This is a genomic window from Planotetraspora sp. GP83 (assembly GCF_041262585.1).
GTDB lineage: Bacteria > Actinomycetota > Actinomycetes > Streptosporangiales > Streptosporangiaceae > JAOEGB01.
In genome coordinates, this window is record NZ_JBGCBZ010000011.1 from 82208 (window position 1) to 109178 (window position 26971).

The following is a 26971-nucleotide window of genomic DNA, read 5'->3' on the forward strand; positions in this document are numbered from 1 at the left end:
ACGACCGGTGAATCACCTGCCGTAGATCTCCCGGTGCCAGAGATTCTGGCAGACCCGCTCGATGCCGCTGACCAGGTGACGGCGGTAGGTCGTGAAGGGCAGCCCGAGGCGCTCGGCGGCGATCTCCTGGGTCGGGGCCCCGTGGAGGTACGTAGTGGCGAGGGCCCGGTGGAGCTTGGCCGCGCGCGGGTCCTCGCTCACGCCGTCGATGGCCTGCTCCAGGATCCTGCGCAGGGCCTTGGCGGGGTCGGAGCCGGCGTCGTCGGTGACGATCCTGCTGCGCGTGAGGGGGCTGGCGGCCAGTTCGGCGGGCCGGGACAGGTTGCGCAGGGCCTTGCGTACGGCCTCGGTGAACTCCCCCTGCGACAGCACCGCCAGTCTGGGCGCGGGCGCGGCTGAGGTCTCCTCCGTGCCGGCGAGCAGCAGCCGGTCGAGCCGGTCCAGCCAGGCCTGCGCGGGCACCGCGCGCCAGTCGTGGGCGAACAGCGCGTACTCGGTCTCTCCCAGCCACGCGTGCTCTCCGAGGTCACGCATGTCGTAGTGCCGCAGATACTCACGCATGGGGTCGTCGCTGCGCATGGCCATGAACGACCAGGCCATACGGTCGGCGCCCAGGCAGTACCCCACGGCCCGCCACTGCATCAGGTCCATCACCGGTGACATGCCGCCGTATTCCTCACGCACCCACGTACGGCCGACGGCCAGGTGCTCGCCGGGACGCAGCGGCGCGATGGCGCGGGCGTTGGCCCAGGCCGTCGCGACGATCGGGTCGACCGCCGACTCCTCCTCGGACGGTTCGTGCAGCCGCAGCCAGGAGCAGAAGCCCGCCAGCTCGCCGGTCTCCGTCCGCCGGTAGAGGCGGAACGCCCCAGGCTGACGGCGGGTCCAGAAGGCGACGGCGGCCGCCGACTCGTCGTTCTCCACCTCGGTGGCCATGCGCACCAGGGCCGGTGTGTCCTCGGGGCGGAAGGCGTCCTCGTATACCTCGCCGTCCCCTCGCCAGCTGTGGAACTCCGACGTCGATCCGACAGCACGGTGCAGGTAGAACAGCGAGCCGACGGCCCCGAGCACGCAGGCGTCGCTAGCGACGGGGATCCGGTCGGCGAGGTAGCCGCTGATGCGCTGGTGCATGTCGGCGTATCCCTGTGGGTCGCGCCAGCGTAGGTCGGCCTCGAGCACCTCGCGTACGACGTCGTGCGGGAACAGGCCGCGGGAGCTGGATTCGACGAACGGTAGCCGCCGCAGCCAGGCGAACAGGGACGCGGCGTCGTCCGGCAGGACATCGCGCAGCAGGTCCTCGGTGGTCATGTACGCGTGCGCGCAGATTTCCAGCGCGTGCCGGTGCGCCGGACTGGGCACCTCGCCGACGAGCTGATCGAGCAGGGTGGCGACCACGTCCTGCGTGGGCGTCCAGCGCGAGCTGGCCTGGCGGTCCTTGATCGCCACCGCGGCGCCCAGCGACAGCGCGAGGGGATGGCCGCCGGCGAAGTCCAGCAGCGGCCCCCGCATCTCGACGGCCACACCGCAAGCGTCCAGCAGCGCCACGGCGTCCGCCGGCCCGAGGTCGCGCAGCGACATCACCTGGAGCGCGTCCGCCCAGCCCGGGTCGGCCCTCCACGTCATGTCCGGGGGGACGCGCCCGGCCACGACGACCAGCGCGCCGACAGGCACGCGCGGCAGGAACCGCTCGCGCAGCCAGCCCTCCAAACCCTGAACACGCTCGAAGGTGTCGATCATGAGGACCCCGCGCTCGTCGTCCAGCACCCAGCCGGCCTCGGCCTCGCACGCCGCTGGCGTCGGATCCAGCGTGCGCCCGTCCAGCATCGTCACGGGCCGTCCCCCGGCCGCCGCCTCCTGCTCGAAGCGCCGCAGCAGCGCGGACTTGCCGACCCCGCCCGGACCGTGCACGTAGAGCACGCTGCACGCGCCCCGAAGCGCCGACCTGAAGACGCCGAGCTCTTCTTCCCGCCCGACGAAAGCTCGTTCCCACGCGGCCTGCAGACGCCGTCCCAGCATCGGGAAGTCCAGATCGTTTTCCAGGCGCATGCGCCAACTGTACCTTTCGCGCGTTCTGACAAGCGGACAACGACGTAGCGGAAGTCTTCACCGAAGCCCGGAAACGATCAGCGAACGGACATGAAACGCGCTGTCGAATGAACAGTTCACGCCACGAAGGTGCGGCGCGGAGGTCTGGACCTCCTGTCATCTCTCTTCTCCCCGATGGAGGCTTCATGTCCCGCCATACCCGCCCGCGACCCGTCCGGCGCGCGACCGCGACGGCGACCGCCGTGCTGAGCGCCTGCGCCGTGCTCGCCACCGCAGGGCAGGGAACCGCCGCAGCCGCCGGGGCCGGCGTGAACGGCGCGCGATACGTCGCCCTCGGCGACTCCTACGCCTCCGGTTACGGCATCGCGCCACTGGGGAACGCGGCCTGCGACCGTTCCGAGGCCAGCAGCTACCCGATCTCCCTGCGCAGCCTGGCCAAGTCGCAGAGCTTCACGAACGTCACCTGCAGCGCCGCCACCACCCGGGGCATCCGGAGTGCGGAGAACGGCCAGCCGCCCCAAATCCAGGCACTGAAGCCGGACACCACCCTTGTCACGCTCACCATCGGTGGCAACGACATCGGCTTCAGGGACATCGTCACCACCTGCGTCACTCTCGCGTTCCAGCAGCCGACCGGCGACCCCTGCCGCGACCACTTCCAGAAGAACGGCACGGACCAGATCCTCACCCGCATCCAGGCGCTCAAGCCGCGGATCGCCTCCGTGGTGACCGACATCAGGCGGAAGAGCCCCAAGGCCACGGTCGCGCTGGTCGGCTATCCGTCGCTGCTGCCGGACAGCGGCAAGGGGTGCCGCTCGCCCCAGGTGCCGTTCGCCGACGGGGACTTCTCCTACCTGCGCAACATCACCGTGCGGCTCAACCGGGCGCTCGCCGAGCAGGCGCGCAAGGCCAGCGCCGTCTACGTCGACACCTACACGCCGACCATCGGATACGACATGTGCCAGGACAGGACGCGGCGCGTGATAGAACCGCTGTTCACCGCGAAGGGACCCAGCGGCGACCTCGCTCCCATGTCCGCCCACCCGAACGTCCGGGGGAACTTCGGCATGGCGTGGTACACCAAGCAGGCGCTGGACAAGCTCGACGGCTGACCCCGCCGGAAGCCCCAGTCGTCGCCCCGTAGGCTCCCCGTCGTCGCTCCGTAGGCTCCCGGCGGCGACGACGTGGGCCGGCAGCCGTCATCGCGCGTGCGAGTAAGCGGCGCTCGTGCCGTACAGCTCGCGGGCGCTGAGCCTGGACTGTCCTCAGCTCCCCCGTTCAGCGGGGTGTGGGGCAGGTCGTCCGAGAACCGCTATCTCTTTGCTCGTCCCAGGACGGCCCGGCCGGTTCGGATACGTCCACTTCCGTTGACGTCCTCGAAGGCGGCCGAACGCGCCCAGGTCATGGTGCCGAGCTGGTGGTCGATGAGCAACACGGCGCTGTCGCCGGACGTGAAGAGCATGAAATGTCTCCTTCTCTCGGGTTGGGTTGTTGCCGGAGTAGGGCGTAGGGGTTGGCCCATTGTGGGCGGCGCAGGTCGAGCAGGGGATCGGTGGAGATGAACTTGGCGACTTTGGGGTCGTAGTAGCGGGCCGACAAGTAGTCCAGCCCGGTTGACTCGTCTTCAACCTTGCCCAGGAAGCCGTGGTCGGTGAAGGGCAGGTCGTCGGTGCCTCGACGTGCGCCGAACGGGAGGTAGCGTTCACGGGAGACGCTGCCGGAGGCGTCGTCGATTGCCAGTTGGGTGGAGCCGTGCAACCCTGCGGCGAGCCATTTCAAACCGATGGCGCCCTGGGTGGTGCGCAGCGCGACGGTGGCGCCGTCCGGGCCGGTGTAGTAACGGGTGGCGGTCAGTTGCTGGCCGGAGGCCTGGACTTCCATCGCACCGATGTACAGAGTGGCCGTGCCGTCGGGGTCGCGACGAATCAGGCGCTCGCCATCGGCGTCGTACACCATCGTGGTATCCGTGCCGTCCACGGTCGCCTTCACCAACTGGCTGGCTTCATTCCACACGAACGAACCGCTCTTGCCACCCACATTGCGGGAAGTCAGCTGCCCGGCACTGTCGTAACCATAGGAGTCGGTCCCCGCTCCAGCACCCCCGGTCCGGGCGATGGAAGTGACCGCGTTCGGCCTGACACTGCTGGGCCCGGCTGCGGGATAGGTGTAAGTGGAGGTCTGAGCACCGTCCACAACGGTGGTGAGGTTGCCCGCGCCGTCGTAGCTGAAGCTTTGAGCGTACGGGTTAATGCCGAGGTTGTCGGCCGACGCCGTACTCGATCCGCATGCGCTGGCGGTAGTGGTCCAGGCGTGCGACAGACGGTGCAAACCGTCGTAGGTGAAGCACTCGGACTGACCCGGGCTCCCTCCGGCTGCCGCGGCGGCGTCCAGGACACGGGTGATCTCACCGGAGGCATCGTAGGTGAACCGGTCGTCCTGGACCGTCTGCGGGGAGGCGGTGTCGGCGGCCTTAGTCGTGGTCACCTGATTGAGCCTGTAGCGCTTCAAAACTCGTCGCGTAGGGTCTGACCTGGTGGTTCGCCGGATCGGCTACGCGGCCCGGTGATACTCGCTGATCAGCCCGCCGAGCACCTTCCGGCGCTTGATCCCGTCTTCCAGCGGTAGGACGATCCGCTCGTCTTGATCGGGCGGTCGTTGCTGACGGGACTGGTGAGGCCGATGGCCGTTGTAATGATCGGCATATTCGCCGAGCACCGATCGGAGGTGCCGTTCGTTATAGATGAGCATGCCGTCGATGCACTCGGCTCGTACGGTGCGGACCCATCGCTCGGCATAACAGTTCGCCCGGGGCGTCCGCGGCGGCGTCTTCACGACCGTCACACCCTCGGCGGTGAAGACCTCATCGAAGACGCCGGTGAACTTGGCGTCACGGTCGCGGATGAAGAAGCGGAACGAGCCGACCCGGTCACCGAGGTCCATGAGCAGGTTGCGGGCCTGCTGGGCCGTCCACGCACCAGTCGGGTTCGCGCTCACACCCAGGATGCGTATACGCCGTGTTCCCACTTCCATCACGAACAGCACATACAGGCGCCTCAAGAAGATCGTGTCAACGTGGAAGAAGTGGCAGGCCAGCAGTCCATCCGCCTGGACGCGCAGGAACGCCCGCCAGGAGGTGTCGGTGTCCAGGGAAGCCGGACCGGACCGCCGACCCCGCAGAATCCGCCGCACGGTCGCTTCGCTGACATAGTGCCCGAGTCGGGCAAGTTCACCGTGCACTCTGCGGTATCCCCAAGCTGGGTTCTCCCGTGCCAGGCGGACGACCAGGTCCCGGATCTCCGCGCTCGTTCCAGGACGGCCAGACCGGTTCGGATACGTCCACTTGCGTTTGACCAGGCGGCGATGCCAGGCCAGCAACGTGCCCGGCGTGACAAGCCGATGAGCACGCAGCATGGCCGATAACGATCGGGCCAACGCGGCCAAAACCGCCCGATCGGCCCAGTCCGGCTTGGGCAGGGCGACCTGACGCCGCAACACCGCCACCTCATGACGGAGCACCATGATCTCAACGTTCTTGGACGCCTGACTGCGACCGAGCAGCATTAGCCAGCCGAACACCCGGACCATGACCAGATAGACAAGGCGGACAAGCACAAGCCGCGATCCTGCCCTTAGCACCCCACCAGGTCAAACCGCAGGTCAAGCACCCTGCAACGAGATTTGAAGCGGTACAGGAGGGTTCCGGGAAGGGCCCCGGCTGCCGCTATCGCGGCGAACGCGGTGAGAATCTGCCAGCGCTCAAGGGTCATGTCCGGTCATGGGACCGGCCCGGTCAGACGGCCACGGGGTAGGTCTCCGGGGCCTCGCCGCGCTCCCACAGGGCCGTGCGCTCCAGGGGCTCCACCGCGCGGGTCTCGTCGATGTGGATGACCGCGTCGAACTGGTCGGACACGCGGGTCTGGAAGTAGTGGCTCTGGCGTTCGGTGTCCGGGCGGTAGATGACGCCGATCGCCCGTTCGAGCAGCGCCCTGCGCATCAGGACAGCCGTCCTGGCCGAGTGGACGAAGTCGAGGAGGAACTCCTTGTGCCCGACCTCCTTGAACAGCTCCTCGACCGAGTCGGGGAGCGCCGGGCGCACGTTCTTCCGCTCGGCCGGGCGACCCCAGTCGTCGGCGGCGGTGACCGTGCCGCTGTAGGTGGTGAAGCCGATAAGCCGACAGTCCTCGGGATTGTGCTCGCGCACGAGCTGGCCCAGGTTGAGCTCGCCGCGCGTTCCCACCTCGGTCGCCCGCGCGTCGCCCAGGTGGGAGTTGTGCGCCCAGAGCACGATCTTCGCGGGCTCGCTCCGCTGCCAGCCGAGGTGCTCGGCCAGCGCGAACAGGGTGTCGGCCATGTGCCGGTCACGGAGGTTCCACGACGAGACCCGGCCGCCGAACATCGTTCGGTAGTACCGCTCCGCCGTGGCCACCACCTTGGCGTTCCGCTCCGCGTAGAAGAACTCGTCCTCGCCGAGCAGGCCCTGTGCCCGCTGGTACCGCAGGGCGTTGCGCTGGAGGTCCACGAGCTGGTCGATCACGTGCTGCTCGCACGACTCCCCCGCGCCGAAGGCCGCGGCGAACCCGTACGCCTGTCCGTCGTCGCCGTCGCTGTGATCGAGGCAGGAGTAGCGCTCACGGGCCCTTTCCACCGCGGCGGGGTCCACCTTCTCCAGGTAGGCGACGACCTCCGCGGCGGAGCGGTGCAGACTGTAGAGGTCGATCCCGTAGAACCCGGCCCTCGCCCGCTCGTCCAGCCGGTCGTTGTGCTCGCGCAGCCACCCGACGAACTCGAGCACGTCCGCGTTCCGCCACATCCACGTCGGGAAACGCTGGAAGCCGCGCAGCGCCTCCTCGGCGGTCGCATCGTCGCCGCGGCCCCGCACGAACCGGTTCACCCGGTAGGCGTCGGGCCAATCCGCCTCCACCGCCACCGCGGTGAAGCCCTTCTCCTCGAGCAGGCGCCGCGTCATCCGGGCGCGGGCCGCGTAGAACTCGTGGGTCCCGTGCGAGGCCTCGCCGATCAGCACGAACCGAGCGTCGCCCACGATGTCGAACAGCACGTCGTCCGCGGGCACCCCCTCCTCCGTGGGCACGAGCTCCGAGCGCAGAACGGCGAGGTCGGTCCGGGCGGGCGGGGCCCAGGCGCGGGTCGAGGCGGCGGCGCGCAGCAGCTGGCGCACCTCCTCGTCGGTCGTCTGGGTGAAGTGCCAGTACGGCTCCCCCACCGAGAAGAAGGGCGTCGGAGTGGTCGCGCAGATCACCTCGTCCACCAGGGTGGACAGCTCCCTGCAGGTGGACTCCGGCGCGGCGGGCACGGCGACGACGATCTGGGCGGGCTCCCGCCGCCGCACCGCGCGGATGGCCGCGCGCATGCTCGCGCCGGTCGCGAGGCCGTCGTCGACCATGATCACGATCTTGCCGCGGAGTTCGGGCGTGGGGAGGTCGCCTCGGTAGGCCAGCTCCCGCCTCGCGAGCTCGCGGGCCTCCCTCTGGACGACCTGCCTCATCGTCTCCGGCGTGATGTCGAGCGCGCGGACGACGTCCTCGTTGAGCACGACCACGCCGCCGCTGGAGATCGCCCCCATCGCGAGCTCCTCGTGGCCCGGCGTCCCGAGCTTGCGCACCAGGAAGATGTCGAGCGAATGGCCCAGGGCGGTGGCCACCTCGTACGCCACCGGCACGCCGCCACGCGGGAGACCGAGGACGACGACGTCGGGCAGCTCCCGGTAATGGCGGAGAAGTCCCGCGAGCACCCGGCCCGCGTCTCGGCGATTCGAAAACAGGCGATCGTTCATGAGCATCGCCTCCCGGTTCCCGCCCGGTACCCCCGCCCGGGCGGCGCAAACCTCGACGGGCCTCAGCCGACGTGGACGCGGGGGCGGCGCTCGGCCTCCCGCAGGACCTCGCGGGTGAGCGGCGGCACGTCGCCGACTCCGAACGCCAGGTAGCGGAGCATGGCGGCGACGGATTCTCCTACGTCCAGTGGAAGTAGACGTGCGGCATCTTCCCGAAGCGGGCGCGGATGAACAGCAGCAAGGCGGCCAGGGCGTTCGGAATCGTCGAACTCTCCAGCCGCTGGATTCGGTGCCCGAACTGTTCCTCGCCCCGGACGCGGAGCTCGGTCTGGAACTCCGAGGCGTCCGGCACGGTGGCCTCCACGAACAGGACCGGCGACGAAGGGTCCAGCCGGTGGCTGTACTGCTGCTCCCGCAGCTTCTCCTCGTACTCCGCCCGGTCGCGCTGGTGCGGCTCGTTGGCGACCAGGTGGACCTCGTCGCCCGGCGTCTCCCGGAGGAACCGCTCGGCTACGGGGTCGAGGACGACGCGGCCCGCAGTTCGGTGGACCTGGTCGCACGCGAGATCGGCGAGGTGGTGCGATGGCCGCGATGAAGAACGACGCGATCTTCACGCCGTCGGGCCGCTCGATCACGTTGGCCACCAGCGTGTACACGAGCACGACGTCGACGGCCGCGAAGAAGGCGGTCGCCACGCGCTGGCCCCGCCGGTGGGCCGAGAGCGTCACCGCCACGGCCGCCGAGAGGATCAGCACGAGGACGCCCGTGGCGTACGCCCCGCCCTGCGCCATCACCCTCGCGTCGAAGGCGAGGGTGATAGCGAACGCGACGACCGTGAAGACCAGCACCAGCGGCTCAGGCCGACACTGACGCCGGCAGGAAGCGAGTTCCCTCACGGCGCAGGCCGCGCGAGGGCGGACATCGCCCCGGCCCGCGTCGCTCAGGACTGATCCGCGTCCGCGGCGTCAGGTGTAGTGGCTTGCCCTGCCTCGGAACCGCTCACAACGGGGTGAATGTTGTGAGCGTCGGACCGGAGGGCCGCAACCGGTATGAACGGCCGCCCCTCGGGGGCCGTCGCAAATCGCCTCTATCCTCGACGGAGAATACAATTGGCTGACGGAATTTACGCCTTGAATCTACCGAAATGCCTGGCCTGGTGTATTTTCCGGCCGTTGACACTGTTTCAACGGTCCTGACAAATGCGCGGTGCCGCGCTTGTTCTGGGAACGGCCTTCAGAGGTGTCGGTACGGAGGCTCGTGCGAACAAGCCGGACAGCTCGAAGAGCGTCCCCGCGGACGGCGGGGACGCTCTTCGGGGGCGGACGGGGGCTCGGGAGCTGACAACGAACCGGTCGCGACCCCGTGCAGGGGGAATGGATGAGGAGCAAACTCCCGGTAAGGGGATGGGCCGCTCATCAAGCAAGCTGAGCGGCCCACGGCCTCGAACCCGGATCCAACCGTCGCCGCAACAACGCCGCTGACGCTTGCGAGGATTATGCCTCGGTCGGGTTGGTCAGCGTCTTTCATCGGACGAGTTCGAGGCGCCCGTTCCCTGACGAGAACGGCGTTGGCCCTTGGACCGCGCCTCTGTGACCTCGACGTGGCGGGTCCGGCCCTGCGCCGCTTTGGGGACCCGTATGGTCAGGACCCCGTCGTCCATAGACGCCTGCACGTTCTTCTCGTCCACGTCGGAGGGGAGTGAGGTGTGATAGTGGAACCGCCCCATCCGGACCCGCAGTGCGGTGGAGCCTTCATCCTCTTCGCGGATCTCACCGTTGATGCACAGTTCGCGGTCCGTGATTCCGATTTCGATCTCCTCAGGTGCGACGCCGGGGAGTTCAAGCTTGATCATGTACGCGTCATCGGACTCGTCGATTTCGGCGACTGGCACCCATGGGCGATGCATCTCGGTCTCGCCCGACGGCGGGATCAGCCACCCGATCCGGCTGAGGAGTTCCTGAACGTCCGCGAACGGGTCTCGCCGCAGCATCGCGGACGGCTCGACGCTGTGCATCTGGTGTGCCCGGCCACGTCTCATTGGCAGTGTCATGACATCTCCCTGTCGTCCCCGAGCGACTGGCTGAAGGCGTCCTCCTCTCGCGAGGAGCCGCGCCCGCGGGCAGGCCGGCACGCCTGCATGCCGGCCGGCGCACTGGGCTACGCCTGCGGTGACAGATACCCCTGGAACAAATCCGCCACGCCGTGACGAAGTGCCCTAACTGTGCACTTGCAGAACGCTGCACCTGTGCGCTTTCCCGGCTGAGGCGCGCCCATGCCTATGGACTCGTGGACCGAAGCCGAAGGTCCCTTCCGTGGGCTGCCCGCGACCATGCGCGGGCGCCCGATCGCCGACCGTCTTTGTTGTTTGATCCAAAAATGGATATCCGGGGGTTTCGGGGTGGCGTTCACACCCTTTGGCTGGACCTGTAGAGGTTCGGAAACCGGGGCGCCGGTCTTTGGCCTGTGGGTGGTGCGGCGGTGACCCAGGCTTCTCGGTAGTCGGAACAACCAACCCGAGGGAGGTTGATCCATGAGAACCCACGACCTACGTCAGCCGCACAAGACGGTGCTGGGGACCTACAGCACCTACGATGCGGCCCAGCATGCGGTGGACACGCTCGCTCGGCATCGCTTCCCCGTCGAACATGTCTCCATCGTGGGGACCTCCCTGCGGTGGGAGGAGAAGGTGCTGGGCCGCTGGACTCTCGGCCGCGCGCTGATCACCGGAGCGGGCACCGGTGTCTGGATCGGTTTGCTGATCGGGCTGGTGTTCCTGATCGTCAGCCCCTGGCAGGGGTGGGCAATGACCTCCGCGATCGTGCTCGGCCTGATCTTCGGCCTGATCTGGGGCGCGATCAGCTACGCACTGCAGCGCCGGGCGTTCGCCTCGCTGCCCGCGATCGTGGCCGACAGTTACGACATTCTGGTCGACCCCGAGTTCGCCGATGAGGCCCGGCGGGTGCTCAACACCGCCCGTGTGGCCACGGGAACCTTCAAGTAGGCCGACGCGGACGGATGCGCGTCCGGACTCGGAGCGTTCGGCGGCATGTTCCGGCCGAGATCAGCGGAATCAGGCTGCGCCGTGGGTCCGGAAGGAGGCTCCGGGATTCATGAAGGGATGGGCAGATGGCGAAGGCGGTGGGCATCGATCTGGGCACGACGAATTCGGTGATCGCGACAACTGAGGATGGTCATCCGACGGTCATTCCGAATGCGGAGGGGTCGCGGACGACGCCGTCGGTGGTGGCGTTCACCGATCAGGGTGAGGTGCTGGTCGGTCAGATGGCGCGGCGTCAGGCGATCTTGAATCCGAAGGGGACGATCTATTCGGCCAAGCGGTTCATGGGGCGGCGGTTCGAGGAGGTTCACGACGAGATCAAGGCGGTCTCGTTCGATGTGGTGGCGGGTCCGGACGGGGCGGTTCGGTTCAAGGTCAGGGACAGGCTGTACGCGCCGGAGGAGATCTCGGCGTTCGTGCTGAGGAAGCTGGTGGCCGATGCGGCGAAGTTCCTGGGTGAGAAGGTGACCGAGGCTGTCATCACGGTGCCGGCGTATTTCAACGACGCGCAGCGGCAGGCGACCAAGGACGCGGGGAAGATCGCGGGGTTGGAGGTCTTGCGGATCATCAACGAGCCGACCGCGGCGTCGTTGGCGTATGGGCTGGACAAGAAGGGCAGCGAGACGGTCCTGGTGTTCGATCTGGGTGGCGGGACCTTCGATGTGAGCATCCTGGACATCGGGGAGGGCGTGGTCGAGGTCCGTGCCACGGCCGGGGACACCCATCTGGGCGGCGACGATTTCGATCGGCGGATCGTGGACTACCTGGCCGATGAGTTCCAGAAGCTGGAGGGCATCGATCTGCGTCGTGATCCGCAGGCGTTGCAGCGGCTGTTCGAGGCGGCGGAAAAGGCGAAGGTGGAGCTGTCGTCGGTCAGCCAGACGCAGATCAGCCTGCCGTTCATCACCGCGGATGCGAACGGGCCCAAGCACCTGAACACCACGCTGATGCGGTCCACGTTCGAGCAGATCACCGCGGATCTGATCGAGCGGGTCAGGGGGCCGGTGGAGCAGGCGATGGCCGACGCCAAGCTGACCTCGGCCGATCTCGACGAGGTGATCCTGGTCGGGGGCGCCACGCGGATGCCCGCGGTGCAGCAGATCGTGCGCCGTATGACGGGACAAGACCCCAACATGACGGTCAACCCTGATGAGGTGGTCGCGCTCGGGGCGGGGATCCAGGCGGCGATCATCAAGGGTGAGGTCAAGGATGTCGTGTTGCTGGATGTCACGCCGCTGTCGCTGGGGGTGGAGACTCTCGGCGGCCTGATGACGAAGATCATCGAGCGGAACACCACGATCCCGGCTCGCCGCACCGAGACCTTCAGCACGGCCGAGGGCAACCAGTCGGCCGTCGACGTGGTCGTGTTGCAGGGCGAGCGGGAGCGGGCGGCCGACAACCGCGTGCTCGGCCGCTTCCGCCTGGAGAACATCCGGCCCGCACCCCGCGGGGTGCCGCAGATCGAGGTCACCTCCGACATCGACGCGAACGGCATCCTCAACGTGACCGCCAAAGACAAGGACACCGGAGCCGAGCAGCGCATCACGATCAGCGAGAGCTCCAACCTGGACACCAGCGAGATCGACCGGATGATCGCCGACGCCGAGCGACACCGCGCCGACGACGCCGCCCTCCGCGAGGCGATCGACGCCCACAACGAGCTCGACTCGATCGCCTACCAGGTGGAGCGGCGCCTGTCCGAACTCGCGGACACCGTCCCGGTGCACGAGAAGGCACGGGCGGAACAACTGATCGCCGACGCCCGCCAGGCCATCAAGGAGGAAGCGCCCGTCGACCGGCTGCGCGGCCTGGCAGGGGAGCTGCAGCAGGTCTTCCACGCGCTGGGCGCCGGCGCCCAGCCGCGACAGCCCGGGCAGCAGCCGGGGCAGCCCAGCGCGGGCGGGCCGGACGAGGACGTGATCGACGCCGAGTTCACCAGCCCGGAGTGACATGACCGACAAGGACAGAATCCCGCATCAGGGGCGCACTCCAGCGGCCGAGGCCGTGGAGGCCGAACCGGCCTCTGAGCGGCCGGCCGTACCCGGAAAGCCGCAGGAGTCGGGCGAGCCGGGTCAGACCCGCGAAACCGGCCCGACGGTCACCGAACCCGAGCCCCGGGCGACTCGTGAGAGCACCGATACGGGTGCCGACAAGGACGCCCGGCTGGAGGAGCTGCACGATCGATGGCTGCGTGCGGTCGCGGAGCTCGACAACCTCCGTAAGCGGACGGCCAGGGACATCGCCAGGCAGCGGCTCGACGAGCGGGCCAGGGTCGCCGCGGAGTGGCTACCGGTCATCGACAACCTCGAACTGGCACTGCGGCACGCGGACGCCGACGCCGATCCCGGTGCCGTCATCGAAGGCGTCCGCGCCGTCCGCGACCAGGCGGTGGCCGTACTCGCCCGGCTGGGCTTCCCGCACGTGGAGGATCTCGGGACGCGGTTCGACCCCGCCAGGCATGAGGCCGTGAGCATGGTGGAGGGCCCGGAGGCCGAGCCGGGCACGGTCGTCGCCGTCGTACGGCCCGGCTACGGCGACGGCCCCGACCAGCTGCGGCCCGCGTCGGTCGTGGTGTCCACCAAGGTGGAGCACTGATGGCGGACCGCGACTTCTACGAGATCCTCGGGGTGCCGAGAACGGCCGGCCGTGAGGAGATCCAGCGGGCCTACCGCAAGCTCGCGCGCTCCTACCATCCCGACGTCAACAAGGACCCCGGGGCCGAGGACCGCTTCAAGGAGGTGTCGGAGGCCTACGAGGTGCTGTCCGATCCGGGGACCCGCAAGAGCTACGACGCGTTCGGCAGGGACTTCCGGCAGGTGCCCGAGGGAGTGGACCCGGCGGCGTACGCCAGGGCCCGGGCCGGGGCGGGCACGGGAGGCCGGGCCAGCTGGGCGCGCGGGCCGGCCGGGCAGGAGGTCCGGTTCGAGACCGGAGAGGGCATCGACTTCGAGGAGCTGTTCGGCGGCATCTTCGGGGGGCGCGGCAGACGAGCGGGCCGCGGCTGGGGTCCGATACCCGGAGCCGACCAGGAGGCCGAGTTGCCGCTGACGGTCGAGGAGGCCTACCGCGGCGGCCGCCGCACGATCACTCTTCCCGGCCGCGGAGGATCTAGGACGCTGGAGGTCACGATCCCCCCGGGCGTCCGGAACGGGCAGCGGATCAGGCTCTCGGGCCAGGGAGGCGAGGGCACCGACGGCGGGAAAAGGGGCGACCTCTACCTGATCGCGCGCATCACCGGCCATCCCCGCTACCGCGTCGAGGGACGAGACATCCATGTCCAGCTCCCCCTCACCCCGTCGGAGGCCGCGCTGGGCGCGACCGTCTCCGTCGAGACCCCCGACGGGGAGGCGAAGGTCAAGGTTCCGCCCGGCACGTCCTCCGGCCGCCGTCTCCGCCTGCGCGGGCAGGGCATGCCCAATCCCCGGGGCCAGCCCGGGGACGTGCTCGCCGAGGTCCGGATCATGGTCCCCCGCACGCTGACCGACGAGGAGCGCCGCCTCTATGAACAGCTGGCCAGCGTCTCGAGCTTCAACCCGCGCTCCGAATCGGGAGGGAGGGCCCGGCCATGAGCCATCCCCTGGTACGGCTCCCGCATCTGGACCTGGAGTCCTTCTCGCGGGCGACCGGGCTGCGTCCGGAGTTGGTGCGCCGCCTGGTCGCGCTCGGCCTGATCGACGCCTTTCCCGACGCGGCGGGCGATCTGTGCTTCCCGCCGTCTGAGCTCGCCGCCGCGGGGCGCCTCCAGCGGCTGCGCACAAACCTGGCCGTCAACTACGCCTCCCTCGGCCTGGTGGCGGACCTGCTCGACCGCATCGCGGAACTCGAAGCCGCCCTGCGAACCCGCGCGAGGACTCCCGGAGGTGCGCCGTGGACGTGAACCGTCTTACCCAGAAGTCACAGGAGGCCCTGCACGACGCGCAGACCAAGGCGACCCGCTTCGGGCACACCGAAGTCGACGGCGAACATCTTCTGCTGGCATTGCTCGAACAACCCGAAGGTCTGGTCGCACGCCTGCTCTCGGCGGCCGGCGCCGACCCGGACAAGCTGGCGATGGAGCTGGAGTCCGAGCTGGAACGCCGGCCCCGCGTCACCGGTCCCGGCGCCGCGCCCGGCCAGGTGTATCTCACCCAGCGGCTGTCCCGCCTGCTGGAGGCGGCGGATCGGGAGGCGAAACGGCTGAAGGACGAGTACGTCTCGGTCGAGCACCTGCTGCTGGCGTTGCTCGACGAGGGGCCGGACACCGCCGCCGGGCGGCTGCTCAAGGCGCACGGCCTGAACCGCGAGCGCTTCCTGGAGACCCTCACGCAGGTGCGCGGCAACCAGCGGGTCACCTCCGCCAACCCCGAGGTCGCCTACGAGGCCCTGGAGAAGTACGGCCGTGACCTGGTCGCCGCCGCCATGGCGGACAAACTCGACCCGGTCATCGGCCGCGACGGCGAGATCCGCAGGGTCATGCAGATCCTGTCCCGCAAGACCAAGAACAACCCCGTCCTCATCGGCGACCCGGGAGTCGGCAAGACCGCGATCGTGGAGGGCCTCGCCCAGCGCATCGCCCGAGGCGACGTCCCGGAGGGCCTGAAGGACAAGACGATCTTCAGCCTCGACGTGGGCGCCCTCGTCGCCGGGGCGAAATACCGCGGCGAGTTCGAGGAGCGCCTCAAGGCCGTGCTCACCGAGGTCACCTCGGCGCAAGGGCGGATCCTGCTGTTCGTCGACGAGGTCCACAACGTCGTGGGCGCGGGCGCGGCCGAGGGCTCCATGGACGCGGGCAACATGCTCAAGCCGATGCTGGCCCGGGGCGAACTCCACCTGATCGGCGCGACGACGATCACCGAATACCGCAAATACATCGAGAAGGACGCCGCCCTTGAGCGCCGCCTCCAGCCCGTCTTCGTGGACGAGCCGTCGGTGGAGGACTCCGTCTCCATCCTGCGCGGCCTGCGCGAGCGCCTCGAGGTGTTCCACGGCGTGAAGATCACCGACAGCGCCATCGTCGCGGCGGTCGTCCTTAGCCATCGCTACATCAGCGACCGCTTCCTGCCCGACAAGGCGATCGACCTGGTCGACGAGGCGTGCGCGATGCTCCGTACGGAGATCGACTCCATGCCGGCCGAGCTGGACGAGCTCACGCGCCGGGTGATGCGCCTGGAGATCGAGGAGGCGGCCCTCGCCAAGGAGGACGACCCGGCGAGCCAGGCCCGCCTGGAGGCGCTGCGCGCCGAACTCGCCGATCTGCGCGCCCAGGCCGACGCCATGCGCGCCCAGTGGGAGGCCGAACGGCACGCTCTGCACAAGGTGCAGCAACTGCGGCAGGAGATCGAGGGGGTCCGGCGCGAGGCCGAGCAGGCCGAGCGCCTGTACGACCTGAACCGCGCCGCCGAGCTGATGCACGGCAGGCTGCCCGAGCTGGAACGCAAGCTGGAGGCCGCGGAGGAGCAGCTGGAATCCAAGCACGGTGCGGGGCGCCTGCTCCGCGAGGTCGTCACCGAAGAGGAGATCGCCGGCATCGTATCCCGCTGGACCGGCATCCCGGTCCGGCGCCTCCAGGAAGGCGAGCGCGACAAACTGCTGCGCCTCGACCAGATCCTGCACGAGCGGGTGATCGGTCAGGACGAGGCCGTGCAGGCCGTCGCCGACGCCATCATCCGGGCCCGCTCGGGCATCAAGGACCCGCGCCGCCCCATCGGCTCGTTCATCTTCCTCGGCCCGACGGGGGTGGGGAAGACCGAGCTGGCCAAGACGCTCGCCGAAGCGTTGTTCGACACCGAGGACAACATCGTCCGCGTCGACATGAGCGAGTACCAGGAGCGCCACACGGTCAGCCGGCTGGTCGGCGCCCCGCCCGGATACGTCGGTTACGAGGAGGGCGGCCAGCTCACCGAGGCCGTACGACGCAAGCCGTACTCCGTCGTGCTGTTCGACGAGATCGAGAAGGCGCACTCGGACGTCTTCAACACCCTGCTGCAGGTGCTCGACGACGGGCGGCTCACCGACGCCCAGGGCCATACGGTCGACTTCCGCAACACCGTGATCATCATGACCTCCAACATCGGCTCGCATTATCTGAGCGAGAAGCCGGGGCCCTCGGGTGAGATCGACCCCGAGGTGCGCGAGATGGTGATGGCCGAACTGCGCGCGCGGTTCCGGCCCGAGTTCCTCAACCGGATCGACGACATCGTGCTGTTCAAGCCGCTCACCGAGCCGGAGATCGAGCAGATCGTGTCACTGATGTTCACCGAGATCAGGATTCGGCTCGCCGAACGCAGGATGACGCTGGAGGTCACACCCGAGGCCGTGCGCTTCATCGCCGAACAGGGCTTCGACCCCGTCTACGGCGCACGGCCGCTGCGCCGCTTCATCGCGCGCGAGGTCGAGACCCGCGTCGCCCGCGCCCTGGTCGCCGGCGACGTCGTCGACGGCGCGGTCATCCACGTCGGCATGTCCGGCGGCACACTCTCGGTGACGTACGAGAATCCGGAGGTCTGATCATGCGGTCACAGGCCAAGGACGCGAGCGTCGTCCGATGCTCGAAATGCGGACGGAAGAACCGGCTACCCAGGGTCGCCTCGGGGATCCCGCAGTGCGGCGACTGCCACCAGCCGCTTCCCTGGGTCACCGAGGCGGGGGACGACGACTTCAGCGAGGTCGTCGAGGCGGCTCGGATCCCGGTGGTCGTCGACTTCTGGGCACCCTGGTGCGGCCCGTGCCGCATGGTCAGCCCGGCGCTGGAGCAGGTCGCGGCCGATCTGGCCGGTCGCCTGAAGCTGGTGAAGGTGAACGTGGACGAAGCGCCCCGGCTCTCGGAACGCTTCGCCGTACAGGCCATCCCGACACTCGCCGTGATCGATCAGGGGCGGGTTGTCGCCCAGCGGGCGGGTGCGGCGCCGGCTCCCGCCCTACGCGAATGGGTGGACGATGCGCTGGCCGCCTGAGCTCTCCGAGACGCCGGACCCGCAGGGGGCCTACCCGCGGCTGAGCGACGCGCAGCTCCAGGCGCTGGCCCCGCACGGCGAGCGGCGCCGGGTCCGCCAGGACGAGGTCCTGTACGCGGAGGGCCTTCCGTGCACCGAATTCTTCGCGGTCCTGGCCGGCAAGGTGGCGACGGTCGAGGGATTCGGAGCGGACGACCAGGTGATCGGCGTCCACGGGGCAGGCCGGTTCCTGGGAGAGCTCAACGTGCTCACCGGCCAGGTGGGCTTCGTCACCGGCGTGGTGGCCGAGGACGGCGAGGTCCTCGCCGTGCCGGCGGACGCGCTCCGCCGCCTGGTCGCCGGGGATCCGGCACTCGGCGACCTCATCCTGCGGGCCTACCTCATCCGCCGCACGATGCTCATCGGACTGGGCGCGGGCTTCCGCATCATCGGCTCCCGCTTCTCGGCCGACTCCCGGCGGCTGCGGGAGTTCGCGGCACGCAACCGGCTGCCGCACCGGTGGATCGACCTGGAGCAGGACGAGGAGGCAGAGCGGTTCCTGCGGAGCATGGGCGTCACCCCGGAGGACACCCCGGTCGTGATCTGGCGTGGCGAGACGGTGCTCCGCAACCCGAGCAACGCGGAGCTGGCCCGGGCGATCGGGCTCCCCGCACCACGGGTACAGGAGACCCGATGCGACCTGCTCGTCATCGGGGCCGGGCCGGCGGGGCTGGCGGCGGCGGTATACGGAGCGTCGGAGGGCCTCGCGACGATGGTCCTGGACAATGTCGCGACGGGCGGCCAGGCGGGCACATCTTCGCGGATCGAGAACTACCTCGGCTTCCCGTCCGGGATCTCCGGCGGCGAACTGGCGGAGCGGGCGGCGATCCAGGCCGGCAAGTTCGGCGCGCGTTTCTGCGTCCCCGCACAGGCATGCGGACTGCACCTGAACGCGGGTGATCACATCGTCACCGTGCAGGAAGGGGGGACGATCCACGCGCGCACCCTGATCATCGCGACCGGCGTCCGCTACCGCAGGCTTGACGTCCGGAACCTGGAAAGGTTCGAGCCCACGAGCGTCTACTACGCGGCGACCATGTTCGAAGCCCGGATGTGCGAGCGGGACCCGATCGTCGTCGTTGGAGGAGGCAACTCGGCCGGCCAGGCCGCCCTGTTCCTGGCCCGGCACGCCACCTGCGTCCGGCTGCTCGTGCGGGAGGACGCGCTGTCCAGGAACATGTCCCGCTACCTGGCCGTCGAGATCGAACGGCACCCCCGGATCCAGATCATGCTGAACACCGAGGTCCGGGAGCTGATGGGGGAAGAGACGCTCGCCGCGGTCATCGCCGAGAACAACGTTACCGGCGAGCGTTCCACGCTCGAGGCCCGCGCGATGTTCATCTTCATCGGCGCGGAGCCGTACACCGCCTGGCTGGCCGACGAGATCGCGCTCGACCCGCGGGGCTACATACTGACGGGCGCGGACGCCGCCCGGTCCGGAAAGGAAGGCGCGCCCGACGCCCCGGGCCGGCCGTTCCCGCTGGAGACGAGCAGGGCGGGCGTGTTCGCGGCCGGGGACGTGCGGAGCGGGTCGGTCAAGCGGGTGGCCGCGGCGGTCGGTGAAGGCGCCATGGCCGTACGGCTGGTCCACGACTATTTCCAGGCCGGAGAGTGACTCCGGGCAGGAAGGAGACCTCCATGGTTCTCATGGCGGTGTCGAGATTCGAACGCTTCTTCCGCAGCGCCGCAGGTGTCGACGTCGACAAGGACGACCTCCGGCGCTACAGCGACTTCGTGAACGACAAGGTCTACGACCTTCTGGTGATCGGCCAGGCCCACGCCAAGGCGAACCGTCGCGACATCATCGAACCCTGGGATCTACCCGTCACCAAGGGCCTCCAGGAGAGCATCCACCGGTTCCGCCTCCTCGATGAGGACATCGAGCTGAAACCCATCCTGGAGCAGCTCGCCACGCTGCCTCCGCTCGACCTGTCGGTCGGCGAGGAGACCGTCGGCCGCTTGCCCGAGATCGTCGGCGGCCTGTCAGTGGCACTGGCTCAGACTTTCAAGATCGTGGATCCGGACGTGAAGAACCCCGCGACTGAGCAGTGGGAGCGCACGATACGTGTCTTCGACCTGCTGCTCTGAGGCGGTCGGGACGGCCTCGGCGATCAGCTCTGAACGGCCCGCCCCGCACGCCCGGTGAATTCGGCGCCGAGTCCTCCCAGGGGGGCGGTCGCGGCGAGCAAGGAAGGGGGAATGCGCGTGCCGTACGGCGACTTCAACTGCCTCGTCCTCCCGGACGACGCGAAGGAGAAGCAGAACGACTACGTGATGCTCGCCGACATCTGGCCGACCGGCTGGCACACGACTCAACTCGCCCAGGTGGAGGCGGGCGACTCGGTCGTGATCTACGGGGCGGGGCCCGTCGGCCTGATGGCCGCCTACTCCGCCACGCTCAAGAGCGCGAGCAAGGTGATGGTCGTCGACCGCCACCCCGACCGGCTCGCCAAAGCCGAGGAGGTCGGCGCGATCGCGATCGACGACTCCCAGTCGCCACCGGTCGATCAGGTCATGGAGCTCACAACGGGCCTTGGCGCCGACCGGGGCTGCGAGTGCGTGGCTACCAGGCGCACGACCCGCAGGGGCACGACCCGCAGGGGCACGAGCATCCGAACATGACGCTCAACAACCTCATCAGATCGGTCAAGTTCACCGGGACCGTCGGCGTCGTCGGCGTCTTCATCCCGTCGGACCCCGGTAGCCCGGACGACCTCTACAAGCAGGGCGAGATCGCCTTCGACTGCGGGATGTTCTGGTTCAAGGGCCAGGCGGTGGCCAACGGCCAGTGCAACGTGAAGCGCTACAACCGGCAGCTCATGACGCTCATCCACGAGCGTAACGCCCGGCCGTCCTGGGTGGTCTCGCACGAGCTGGGCCTGGACGACGCACCGACCGGTTACGAGCACTTCGACCGGCGGGATCTCGGCTGGACCAAGGTCGTCATCCATCCCGGCGAGCTCAGCTGATACGCGGCGCCCGGACCACCGCCGCGAGCTGGCGTATGCGTACGAATTGGCCCTCAGGAGACGTCGCCGGACCGTCGTCTACCGGCTGCGACGCCATGGCTCGCCGGGTGCCATCACGTACTGGGCGAGCACATGGCGCCAGGGAATGACGGCGAGGATGATGACGACCCAGAGGACCGTACCGGCCTGGGTGCGGGTGGCGCCCTCGAGTTGGTTGTCCGACCACAACGGGAGGACGACCACTCCAAGCCAGAGCAGCTTCCATGAAACTTCGAAGAGCAGGATGGGAAGCATGCGCGATGGGTATCGGATGCCGAGCAGTGCCAGGACCGACATGGCCATGAGCAGGCACTCCTTGGTGCCTTCCGCGAGCCCCCAGGGCTCGTGGTTGAAGAGCAGGGGCCACTTGATCACCGCAAGCCCCACCCCCATGACGAGGTAACCGACGCGAAGCAGATTCAGCTGCCACAGCGAGAGCTGTCCAGAGGGTCGTGCGCCTCGTTCCTCGGATGGGTCCGGCTGGAGGGATGTGGTCAGCGATGGTTCCGGTAGCTGCTCCATGATGACTCCTTGGTGAGTGTCGTCACACAACGATGGCGCCGGGGACGGTTTCCCACCCCGGGGCGTTCTGGCTCGGGGACACGCCTGGAGGCGTGCCCCACGCGGCTGGACATGGAGCGTGGTGGTCAGCTGCCTGCGATGCGGTCAGGAGGCGTCGACGGAGTCGGTGCAGTTGTGGCATCAGTCCGTAGATGACGATCGGCACGGCGATGGTGGCGAGCATGAAGGTGCGTGCGACCGGTGTGAGTGTGCTGAGCCAGTCCCCTTTGGCGACGCATCGACGTCCACGCGGATCGGTCTTCCGGATCGGTCGAAGCAGGGGGCCGACCGCCTCGGAACCGCCGGCGCCGACGGTCAAACGCATTCCCCTTGAATCAACACCCGCCCGTACCGGGCGGAAACGGGCGATCAGCAAACGATTCATCAGCAGAACTGATTACTAGAGAGCTTTAAGGGCCGGAGTCATGTAACTGTCCCTGCTCTGGCGGGGGAGGCCGATGCGCCGGTACCCCCAGGAGGGGTTCTCCCGAGCCAGGCGCAGCACCAGCAGGGCGGCCGATGTCCGCTCTGCCGGGGCCTGCTGCTGCACGCCGACCATGAGCACAAAGCCCGATCGAGTGGCAGCAGTGGCTCACGGCCACGCGCACAGCGATCCGCAAACAGGCGATCGCCAGCGCCGTGGACCTCGGAAACCCGGACGAACACGCCGCAACACGTCTCATACACGCCCACTGCCGCCGTCGACTCGGCGACGGCACGAACCCAGCACTTCCGCACGGCCTGGAGCCTCCAGGGCTTGCTTGAGCCGGTTGCCTGGAAAGCGGGCACGGCCGTTCTGAGGGGGCCGGGGCGCGGCAACGCGCCCCGGCTACCCGACGAGGCGCAGTTCACCGCGTTGCGCGAATTCACCCTTAACCTCAATCTTTCATTGATCCAACGCGAGACCAAAGATCGCTAGATGGAGGCGTCGTACTTCGAGCGGTGAAAACGCGCACGGCGCGTCAACGTTTCGATGAGCCGAGGCGCGTGGTTGTGCTGTCGAATTCCGCGAAGCATCTGCCTAGACTTCGACGACCTGGCCGGACAGCCCATTCACATAGAGGGAACGCGGGACCGATGACAGGCGATCGTGCGGTGGAATACTTCCTTTCTTGCTATCTCAGTGCCCCCGGAGACCTGGCGATCCTGGCGCCCCGACATGATCACGGCGTGGCTCTGTGGCGGCGGTCCGGCGACACGGTTGAGCTGGCCAGATTCTGGGAGGTCGAGCGGGTCAGCGGCCAGAAGCATCACGGCTGGCCGCTGTTCACGGTGGACAGGGCGAGCGCGTTCCTCGACGGGCTGCTCGCCGACGAGGGGCTGAGCCTGCGCGACATGCGTCACGTCTGGGGGACTCCAGGTCTGCCGGGGCACGCCGACATCGAGGTCCCGGCCGGCTCAGGCGCCTTCCCGGTGCACAGCCTCGCGCATTTGTTCAGCGGACTGCTCATGGACACGAAGCTGTTCAAGAACGAGACGATCATCGCTATGGCGATGGATGGCGCCCCGGACGCGGTTCTCGACACACACAGCCCCACGCATTGGTATGCGGGGGCCGTTTCGGATCGCGGCAGGCTCACCTTCCTGCCGATAGAGTCGCCCGGGCCGCTCTACGCCGCGGCTTCGACGATGTTCGGCATGGAGCCGGGCTCCCTCATGGCGCTCGCTTCGGCGTGCCGTACGGCCATAAGTTTCGACATCGTCGACACGGTTGCCGCGATCGAACTGTTCGGCGGGCGTAGCGCGCCATGGGCTGAAGCGTTCGGGCTCGTCGGCGCCCTGATCAGCCGGGCGGAGGCCGAACTGGCCGATGACAATCTCGACGACCGGTTCACCCGCGAGGAAAATCTCCGAAGCGCGGTCATGAAGCATGTCCAGCGGGCCTGCGACCTGATCGCCATCCGCAACGTCGAACGCTTGAGCGCGGCCGGACAGGTGCGCACCCAGGACTGCTACCTCTCCACGAGCGGGGGTTTCGCGCTCAATTGCCCGACCAACACCTTGCTGCTCGATACGTTCGGCTTTCGGGGACTGCTCACCCCGCCCGTCGCCAACGATTCCGGCCAGGCGCTCGGCCTGGGGATGCTCGCCCTGCATGGCATCGGCGCGCTCCACGAGGCCGATTTCTCCGTGACCTCGGGCTACTACGGCGCGCCGCTGAGGGATGTCGACGAGGCCCTGCAGGAGTTCGCCCCCTGGGTCGAGACGGTCACGGACTTCGACGCCGAGCAGTTCGTCGCCGACGTCACCGATTCCGTCATCGTGTGGGTGGACGGATCAGCGGAGATCGGGCCTCGGGCGCTGGGCCATCGGAGCCTGCTCGGCGATCCGCGGTCGATGAGGGTGCGAGACCTGCTCAACAAGTACAAGCAGCGCCAGTGGTGGCGGCCGGTCGCCCCGATCGTGCTGGCGGACTATTCCAGCCAGTGGTTCGAATCGACGAGGCCCTCCCCCTTCATGCTGGAAGCCGTCAAGGTGCGCGAAGAGGTGCGTGACCAGGTCCCGGCGATCGTCCACCTGGACGGCTCGGCACGCCACCAGACGCTGACCTCCGAGGTGGACCCGCTCCTGTATCGGGCCATCGACGCGTTCCACGCGCGAACGGGAGTCCCCATTCTGTGCAACACATCGCTCAACGACAAGGACGAGCCCATTGTCGACAACGCCGCCCAGGCTCTGACGTTCTGCGTCAACAAGGGGATAGAGGTCGCCTATCTGGCCGGCCGGAGGGTGGCGCTGCGCCGGCAGAGCGAGGAACTGGTCGCACCGGGTCAGCCACGTCAGCGGGCGGTCCACTATTTCGCGGGGCAGGAGCCCCTCCGCGACGCCATCTGGCGGAAATGGCTGGACCAGGGCTACACCGAAGGCGGCGTCTTCCTGCTGTCCTGGTCGCCAGGACTCAGGCTCACCGCCACGCCGAAGCCCTCCATGATCAACAGGTTGGCCGATCATCACATGGCACGCGACCGGAACTTCGCCAGCCTTGTGCGGACCTTCCGCCGCGACGGCGGCCCCGGTTCCTCCTTCATCGAGGAGCCCGGCGATCTCCCACGGCCCTTCGTCCTCGCGTTCCGCGCCTGAGCCCGCCTCCGGGGCATGACCCGGCGTTCGGGCCGGCCGTCGATCTCCTTGACCCTTGACGCCGCTCCTGAATACCTACTAATAGTAAACAAACCTTCTTATCAAGGACGCTTACCGTCCGACGATGAAGGAGTCAAAGTGGTGCTCTTGGCTCTCTCGCCGGAGACCGAGTCGGTTTCCCCTCAGCGTTCTGTTCCCTGCGGATTCACCAAGGCTGGACGGGGAGGATTCGGCCCACATCCGGCTGCTCGCCGACCTCGACACCCCGCTGCTGGCCATCGTCGTGCATAGCGGGACCATGCCCATCATCGACGGCATGCACCGCTTCCGCGCCGCCCGCCGCCGCGGGGACCGCGAGATCGAAGCCAGGTTCTTCGACGGTGACGCCGAGGATGCCTTCGTCCTCGAGGTACGGCTGAACGCCTCGCACGAGCTGCCGCTGACCCAGAAGGACCGGGCAACCGCGGCCGCTCGCATCATCGCCTCCCACCCTCAGCGGTCGGACCGGCGGATCGCCGCGACCAGTGGCCTGTCGCACCGGACGGTCGCCGCGATCCGCCGAAGTTCGGCTGGTGTGGCTGCCCACTCGAACTCCGGGCTCGGGCGGGACGGCCGCCTGCGACCGCTCAGCACCGCGGAGGGCCGCATCCTGGCCTGCCGGTTGATCGCCGAACGGCCGGACGCCTCCCTCCGGGAGATCGCCGAAACCGCGGGCATCGCCGTCTCCACGGCCGGGGATGTCAGGGAGCGGCTCCGCCTGGGTCAGGATCTCGTGCCGCAGAAGCTGCGCGGCGGCCACGCCCACCCGCCCGAGGACAGCTCTCGCCGAGGATCTCCTCCGTGGAGATCCTCGGCAGGCAACCGGGATCCGTCGCCGCGTTTCACCGACGCCGGGCGGAGCCTGCTGCGGTTGCTCGACGCCATCCGGATGGTCAGTACCGACGGGTGGACCCGGTCGTCAATGGCATCCCGCCCCACTGCGCGGAGTCCCTCGCGCAGGTCGCCCGCATGTGCGCCGATGTGTGGCTGCACTTCGCGGATGAAGTGGAAGCACAGGGGAGCCAAACCGCCGAGGGTCCCCGGCTGGCGAGACGGTGATGATCGTGGTCAACTCGCCTTCTCCCGGCCACCTCGCAGGGCGTTCGCATAGCAGTGACCGGCGAGCACGGCCTCAGCCCTGGCCCCGAGATCGAGCTTGTTCAGAATCCGGTAGACGTGGCTGCGCACCGTCGTTTCGCGTATGCGCAGTTTCCGGGCGATGGCGGAATTACTGAGGCCGTCCCCCAGAGCTTGGAAGACCTCGAGCTCACGCTCGGTCAGCATTCGCTCGATGGTGACGATCGGCACCGGCATCAGGCTGATCTGGGTGGCCACCCAGCCGACGAGGACATCGGCGATGGCCGGAGACAGGAAGGCATCGCCCCGGCTCACGCCGAGGACGGCGTCGGCCAGATCCCGGTGGCTGTTGTCACGATCGACGAAACCGCGGACGGCACAGGTTATGGCCTTGCGGAGCATGGCGGGGTCATCCGGCCGGAGCACCCCCACGATCCCGGCCACGCTGGGCCCGGTGGCGGGGAAGAGCTTGGCGATGTCGGGGAGAAGCTGATCCAGGGACTCTCCGCCAGCGACCAGCACGAAAGGGCCGCTGTGCGCCGCAACCTGACGAACCGAGCCGAATTCACTGATGATCTCGACCCGCGCATCACGCTCCAGGATCGACCGCAGCCCGGCGCGGAGCAGGGGATCACCGTCGAGGATCGCCAGGCGAGCCGGTGACGTGGGCGCCGAAGGCGGCGATGCCAGATCTCTGTCCCAGACCACGGTGATCGAATTGCTCCTCTGGTGTGGAGTTGGCAGATCATTCTCCGTCGTACGAGGTGACATGGTCCGGGCCGTGCTCGGCGAAGGCGGCGACGGCTCGGCGGTGGTCGGCTGTCCGCATCAGGCGGGCGGCCATCGCCGGCGCCATCTCGTCCGGTCGGGCGACCCCGCCGATGCGGAAGCCGTACAGGATCTCGCGGAAGCCGAAGAACCGGCGGAACATCCTGACCTCGTCCGGGTGGAGCTCCATCCGTTCGGCGATCTCGTCGAGTGACCTGCGGCCGGGCGGGAGATACCCGGCGACGGTATGCAGGACGGTCATGACCCACCATCCTCGCTCGTGGTCGTGTCGTGTGGAGGGCTGCGTCGTGTAGCCGCGTCGTGTAAGGGCAGCATGGCGAACCGGCCCGGGTCCGTTGAAGGCCACGCGGGCGGTCGTCGATGCGGCCGTCCTGCTATGCCCGAAGGGGTACCCGGGATCTCCTTGTCACGATCGCTTCCCGGCAGCAGTGCGCCTGCCGGTAATGTCATCCGCCCAGGTCACGGCTTTGGCTATGGCTTCGCCCGGCGTGCGTTCTCCGGCGGTCAGGGAGGCTGCGCATGCGGCATGATGTTCGGCCGTGCTCTTTCG

The 26971-nt window shown here is 68.5% G+C and carries 26 protein-coding genes; 17 read left to right on the top strand and 9 right to left on the bottom strand.

The annotated features are described in order from the left end of the window. Positions 1-12 precede the first annotated feature (12 nt). On the bottom strand, positions 13-2046 hold the full coding sequence (locus ABH927_RS17305) for an AAA family ATPase (RefSeq protein ID WP_370022686.1): 2034 nt from the start codon (positions 2044-2046) through the stop codon (positions 13-15). Positions 2047-2231: 185 nt separating this feature from the next. Here ABH927_RS17305 and ABH927_RS17310 point away from each other — a divergent pair, with 185 nt between their 5' ends. After that, complete coding sequence (locus ABH927_RS17310; RefSeq protein ID WP_370022688.1) at positions 2232-3158, top strand: SGNH/GDSL hydrolase family protein; 927 nt, start codon at positions 2232-2234, stop codon at positions 3156-3158. A 289-nt stretch (positions 3159-3447) separates the two neighbouring features. On the opposite strand, the gene ABH927_RS17315 is transcribed toward ABH927_RS17310, so the two are convergent. The 4 genes from ABH927_RS17315 to ABH927_RS17330 all read right to left on the bottom strand — a co-directional run bounded on the left by ABH927_RS17315 (position 3448) and on the right by ABH927_RS17330 (position 8189). Further along, entirely contained in the window at positions 3448-4530 is a 1083-nt protein-coding gene (locus tag ABH927_RS17315; protein WP_370022690.1) for an RHS repeat-associated core domain-containing protein, read from the bottom strand. 66 nt (positions 4531-4596) lie between these two features. After that, the gene (locus ABH927_RS17320; RefSeq protein WP_370022692.1) at positions 4597-5658 is read right to left on the bottom strand and encodes an integrase core domain-containing protein; all 1062 of its coding nucleotides are present in this window, start codon (positions 5656-5658) and stop codon (positions 4597-4599) included. 178 nt (positions 5659-5836) lie between these two features. After that, on the bottom strand, positions 5837-7837 hold the full coding sequence (locus ABH927_RS17325; RefSeq protein ID WP_370022694.1) for an erythromycin esterase family protein: 2001 nt from the start codon (positions 7835-7837) through the stop codon (positions 5837-5839). A gap of 178 nt (positions 7838-8015) precedes the next feature. Further along, complete coding sequence (locus tag ABH927_RS17330) at positions 8016-8189, bottom strand: hypothetical protein (RefSeq protein ID WP_370022696.1); 174 nt, start codon at positions 8187-8189, stop codon at positions 8016-8018. A 42-nt stretch (positions 8190-8231) separates the two neighbouring features. Here ABH927_RS17330 and ABH927_RS17335 point away from each other — a divergent pair, with 42 nt between their 5' ends. Next, on the top strand, positions 8232-8432 hold the full coding sequence (locus ABH927_RS17335) for a hypothetical protein (protein WP_370022698.1): 201 nt from the start codon (positions 8232-8234) through the stop codon (positions 8430-8432). After that, complete coding sequence (locus tag ABH927_RS17340) at positions 8420-8707, top strand: hypothetical protein (protein ID WP_370022700.1); 288 nt, start codon at positions 8420-8422, stop codon at positions 8705-8707. The genes ABH927_RS17335 and ABH927_RS17340 overlap by 13 nt, the downstream gene beginning before the upstream one ends. Positions 8708-9350: 643 nt before the next feature. Here the strand turns inward: ABH927_RS17340 and ABH927_RS17345 are convergent. Beyond that, positions 9351-9851, bottom strand: a complete 501-nt coding sequence (locus ABH927_RS17345) for an Hsp20/alpha crystallin family protein (protein ID WP_370022701.1) — start codon at positions 9849-9851, stop codon at positions 9351-9353. Positions 9852-10367: 516 nt separating this feature from the next. Between ABH927_RS17345 and ABH927_RS17350 the strand changes: the two genes are divergently transcribed. The 11 genes from ABH927_RS17350 to ABH927_RS17400 all read left to right on the top strand — a co-directional run bounded on the left by ABH927_RS17350 (position 10368) and on the right by ABH927_RS17400 (position 20835). Then, positions 10368-10838, top strand: coding sequence for a general stress protein (locus ABH927_RS17350; RefSeq protein ID WP_370022703.1), 471 nt, complete (start codon positions 10368-10370; stop codon positions 10836-10838). Between the two features lie 125 nt (positions 10839-10963). Then, on the top strand, positions 10964-12844 hold the full coding sequence (gene dnaK, locus ABH927_RS17355; RefSeq protein ID WP_370022704.1) for a molecular chaperone DnaK: 1881 nt from the start codon (positions 10964-10966) through the stop codon (positions 12842-12844). A 1-nt stretch (position 12845) separates the two neighbouring features. After that, complete coding sequence (locus tag ABH927_RS17360; RefSeq protein ID WP_370022706.1) at positions 12846-13490, top strand: nucleotide exchange factor GrpE; 645 nt, start codon at positions 12846-12848, stop codon at positions 13488-13490. Further along, positions 13490-14464: a DnaJ C-terminal domain-containing protein gene (locus ABH927_RS17365; RefSeq protein WP_370022708.1), complete on the top strand. Its 975-nt coding sequence runs from the start codon at positions 13490-13492 to the stop codon at positions 14462-14464. Before ABH927_RS17360 ends, ABH927_RS17365 begins: the two co-directional genes overlap by 1 nt. Further along, positions 14461-14772, top strand: a complete 312-nt coding sequence (locus ABH927_RS17370) for a chaperone modulator CbpM (RefSeq protein ID WP_370022710.1) — start codon at positions 14461-14463, stop codon at positions 14770-14772. Before ABH927_RS17365 ends, ABH927_RS17370 begins: the two co-directional genes overlap by 4 nt. Further along, positions 14763-17381, top strand: a complete 2619-nt coding sequence (clpB, locus tag ABH927_RS17375; RefSeq protein WP_370022712.1) for an ATP-dependent chaperone ClpB — start codon at positions 14763-14765, stop codon at positions 17379-17381. Before ABH927_RS17370 ends, clpB begins: the two co-directional genes overlap by 10 nt. Before the next feature lie 2 nt (positions 17382-17383). Beyond that, positions 17384-17827: a thioredoxin gene (trxA, locus tag ABH927_RS17380; RefSeq protein WP_370022714.1), complete on the top strand. Its 444-nt coding sequence runs from the start codon at positions 17384-17386 to the stop codon at positions 17825-17827. Then, positions 17811-19481: an FAD-dependent oxidoreductase gene (locus ABH927_RS17385; protein WP_370022716.1), complete on the top strand. Its 1671-nt coding sequence runs from the start codon at positions 17811-17813 to the stop codon at positions 19479-19481. The genes trxA and ABH927_RS17385 overlap by 17 nt, the downstream gene beginning before the upstream one ends. A 23-nt stretch (positions 19482-19504) precedes the next feature. Next, a complete protein-coding gene (locus tag ABH927_RS17390; protein WP_370022718.1) occupies positions 19505-19954 on the top strand; it encodes a DUF1931 family protein in 450 nt (149 codons plus the stop codon). 111 nt (positions 19955-20065) lie between these two features. Beyond that, the gene (locus ABH927_RS17395; protein ID WP_370022720.1) at positions 20066-20488 is read left to right on the top strand and encodes a zinc-binding dehydrogenase; all 423 of its coding nucleotides are present in this window, start codon (positions 20066-20068) and stop codon (positions 20486-20488) included. Continuing rightward, on the top strand, positions 20485-20835 hold the full coding sequence (locus ABH927_RS17400) for a hypothetical protein (RefSeq protein WP_370022722.1): 351 nt from the start codon (positions 20485-20487) through the stop codon (positions 20833-20835). The genes ABH927_RS17395 and ABH927_RS17400 overlap by 4 nt, the downstream gene beginning before the upstream one ends. A 78-nt stretch (positions 20836-20913) precedes the next feature. Here the strand turns inward: ABH927_RS17400 and ABH927_RS17405 are convergent, their stop codons facing one another. Then, positions 20914-21396, bottom strand: a complete 483-nt coding sequence (locus ABH927_RS17405) for a hypothetical protein (RefSeq protein WP_370022724.1) — start codon at positions 21394-21396, stop codon at positions 20914-20916. A 796-nt stretch (positions 21397-22192) separates the two neighbouring features. Here ABH927_RS17405 and ABH927_RS17410 point away from each other — a divergent pair. From ABH927_RS17410 to ABH927_RS17420, 3 genes are all read left to right on the top strand, one after another. Further along, positions 22193-22354, top strand: coding sequence for a hypothetical protein (locus ABH927_RS17410; RefSeq protein WP_370022726.1), 162 nt, complete (start codon positions 22193-22195; stop codon positions 22352-22354). A 251-nt stretch (positions 22355-22605) separates the two neighbouring features. Then, positions 22606-24516 (top strand): carbamoyltransferase C-terminal domain-containing protein, encoded by a 1911-nt coding sequence (locus tag ABH927_RS17415; RefSeq protein WP_370022728.1) that lies wholly within the window; start codon positions 22606-22608, stop codon positions 24514-24516. Positions 24517-24640: 124 nt separating this feature from the next. Beyond that, a complete protein-coding gene (locus ABH927_RS17420) occupies positions 24641-25666 on the top strand; it encodes a ParB/RepB/Spo0J family partition protein (protein WP_370022730.1) in 1026 nt (341 codons plus the stop codon). Here ABH927_RS17420 and ABH927_RS17425 read toward each other — a convergent pair. Both ABH927_RS17425 and ABH927_RS17430 read right to left on the bottom strand, forming a co-directional pair. Then, positions 25624-26340 (bottom strand): response regulator transcription factor, encoded by a 717-nt coding sequence (locus ABH927_RS17425; RefSeq protein ID WP_370022732.1) that lies wholly within the window; start codon positions 26338-26340, stop codon positions 25624-25626. The genes ABH927_RS17420 and ABH927_RS17425 overlap by 43 nt on opposite strands. A 37-nt stretch (positions 26341-26377) precedes the next feature. Beyond that, positions 26378-26662: a hypothetical protein gene (locus ABH927_RS17430; protein WP_370022734.1), complete on the bottom strand. Its 285-nt coding sequence runs from the start codon at positions 26660-26662 to the stop codon at positions 26378-26380. Positions 26663-26971: the final 309 nt, after the last annotated feature.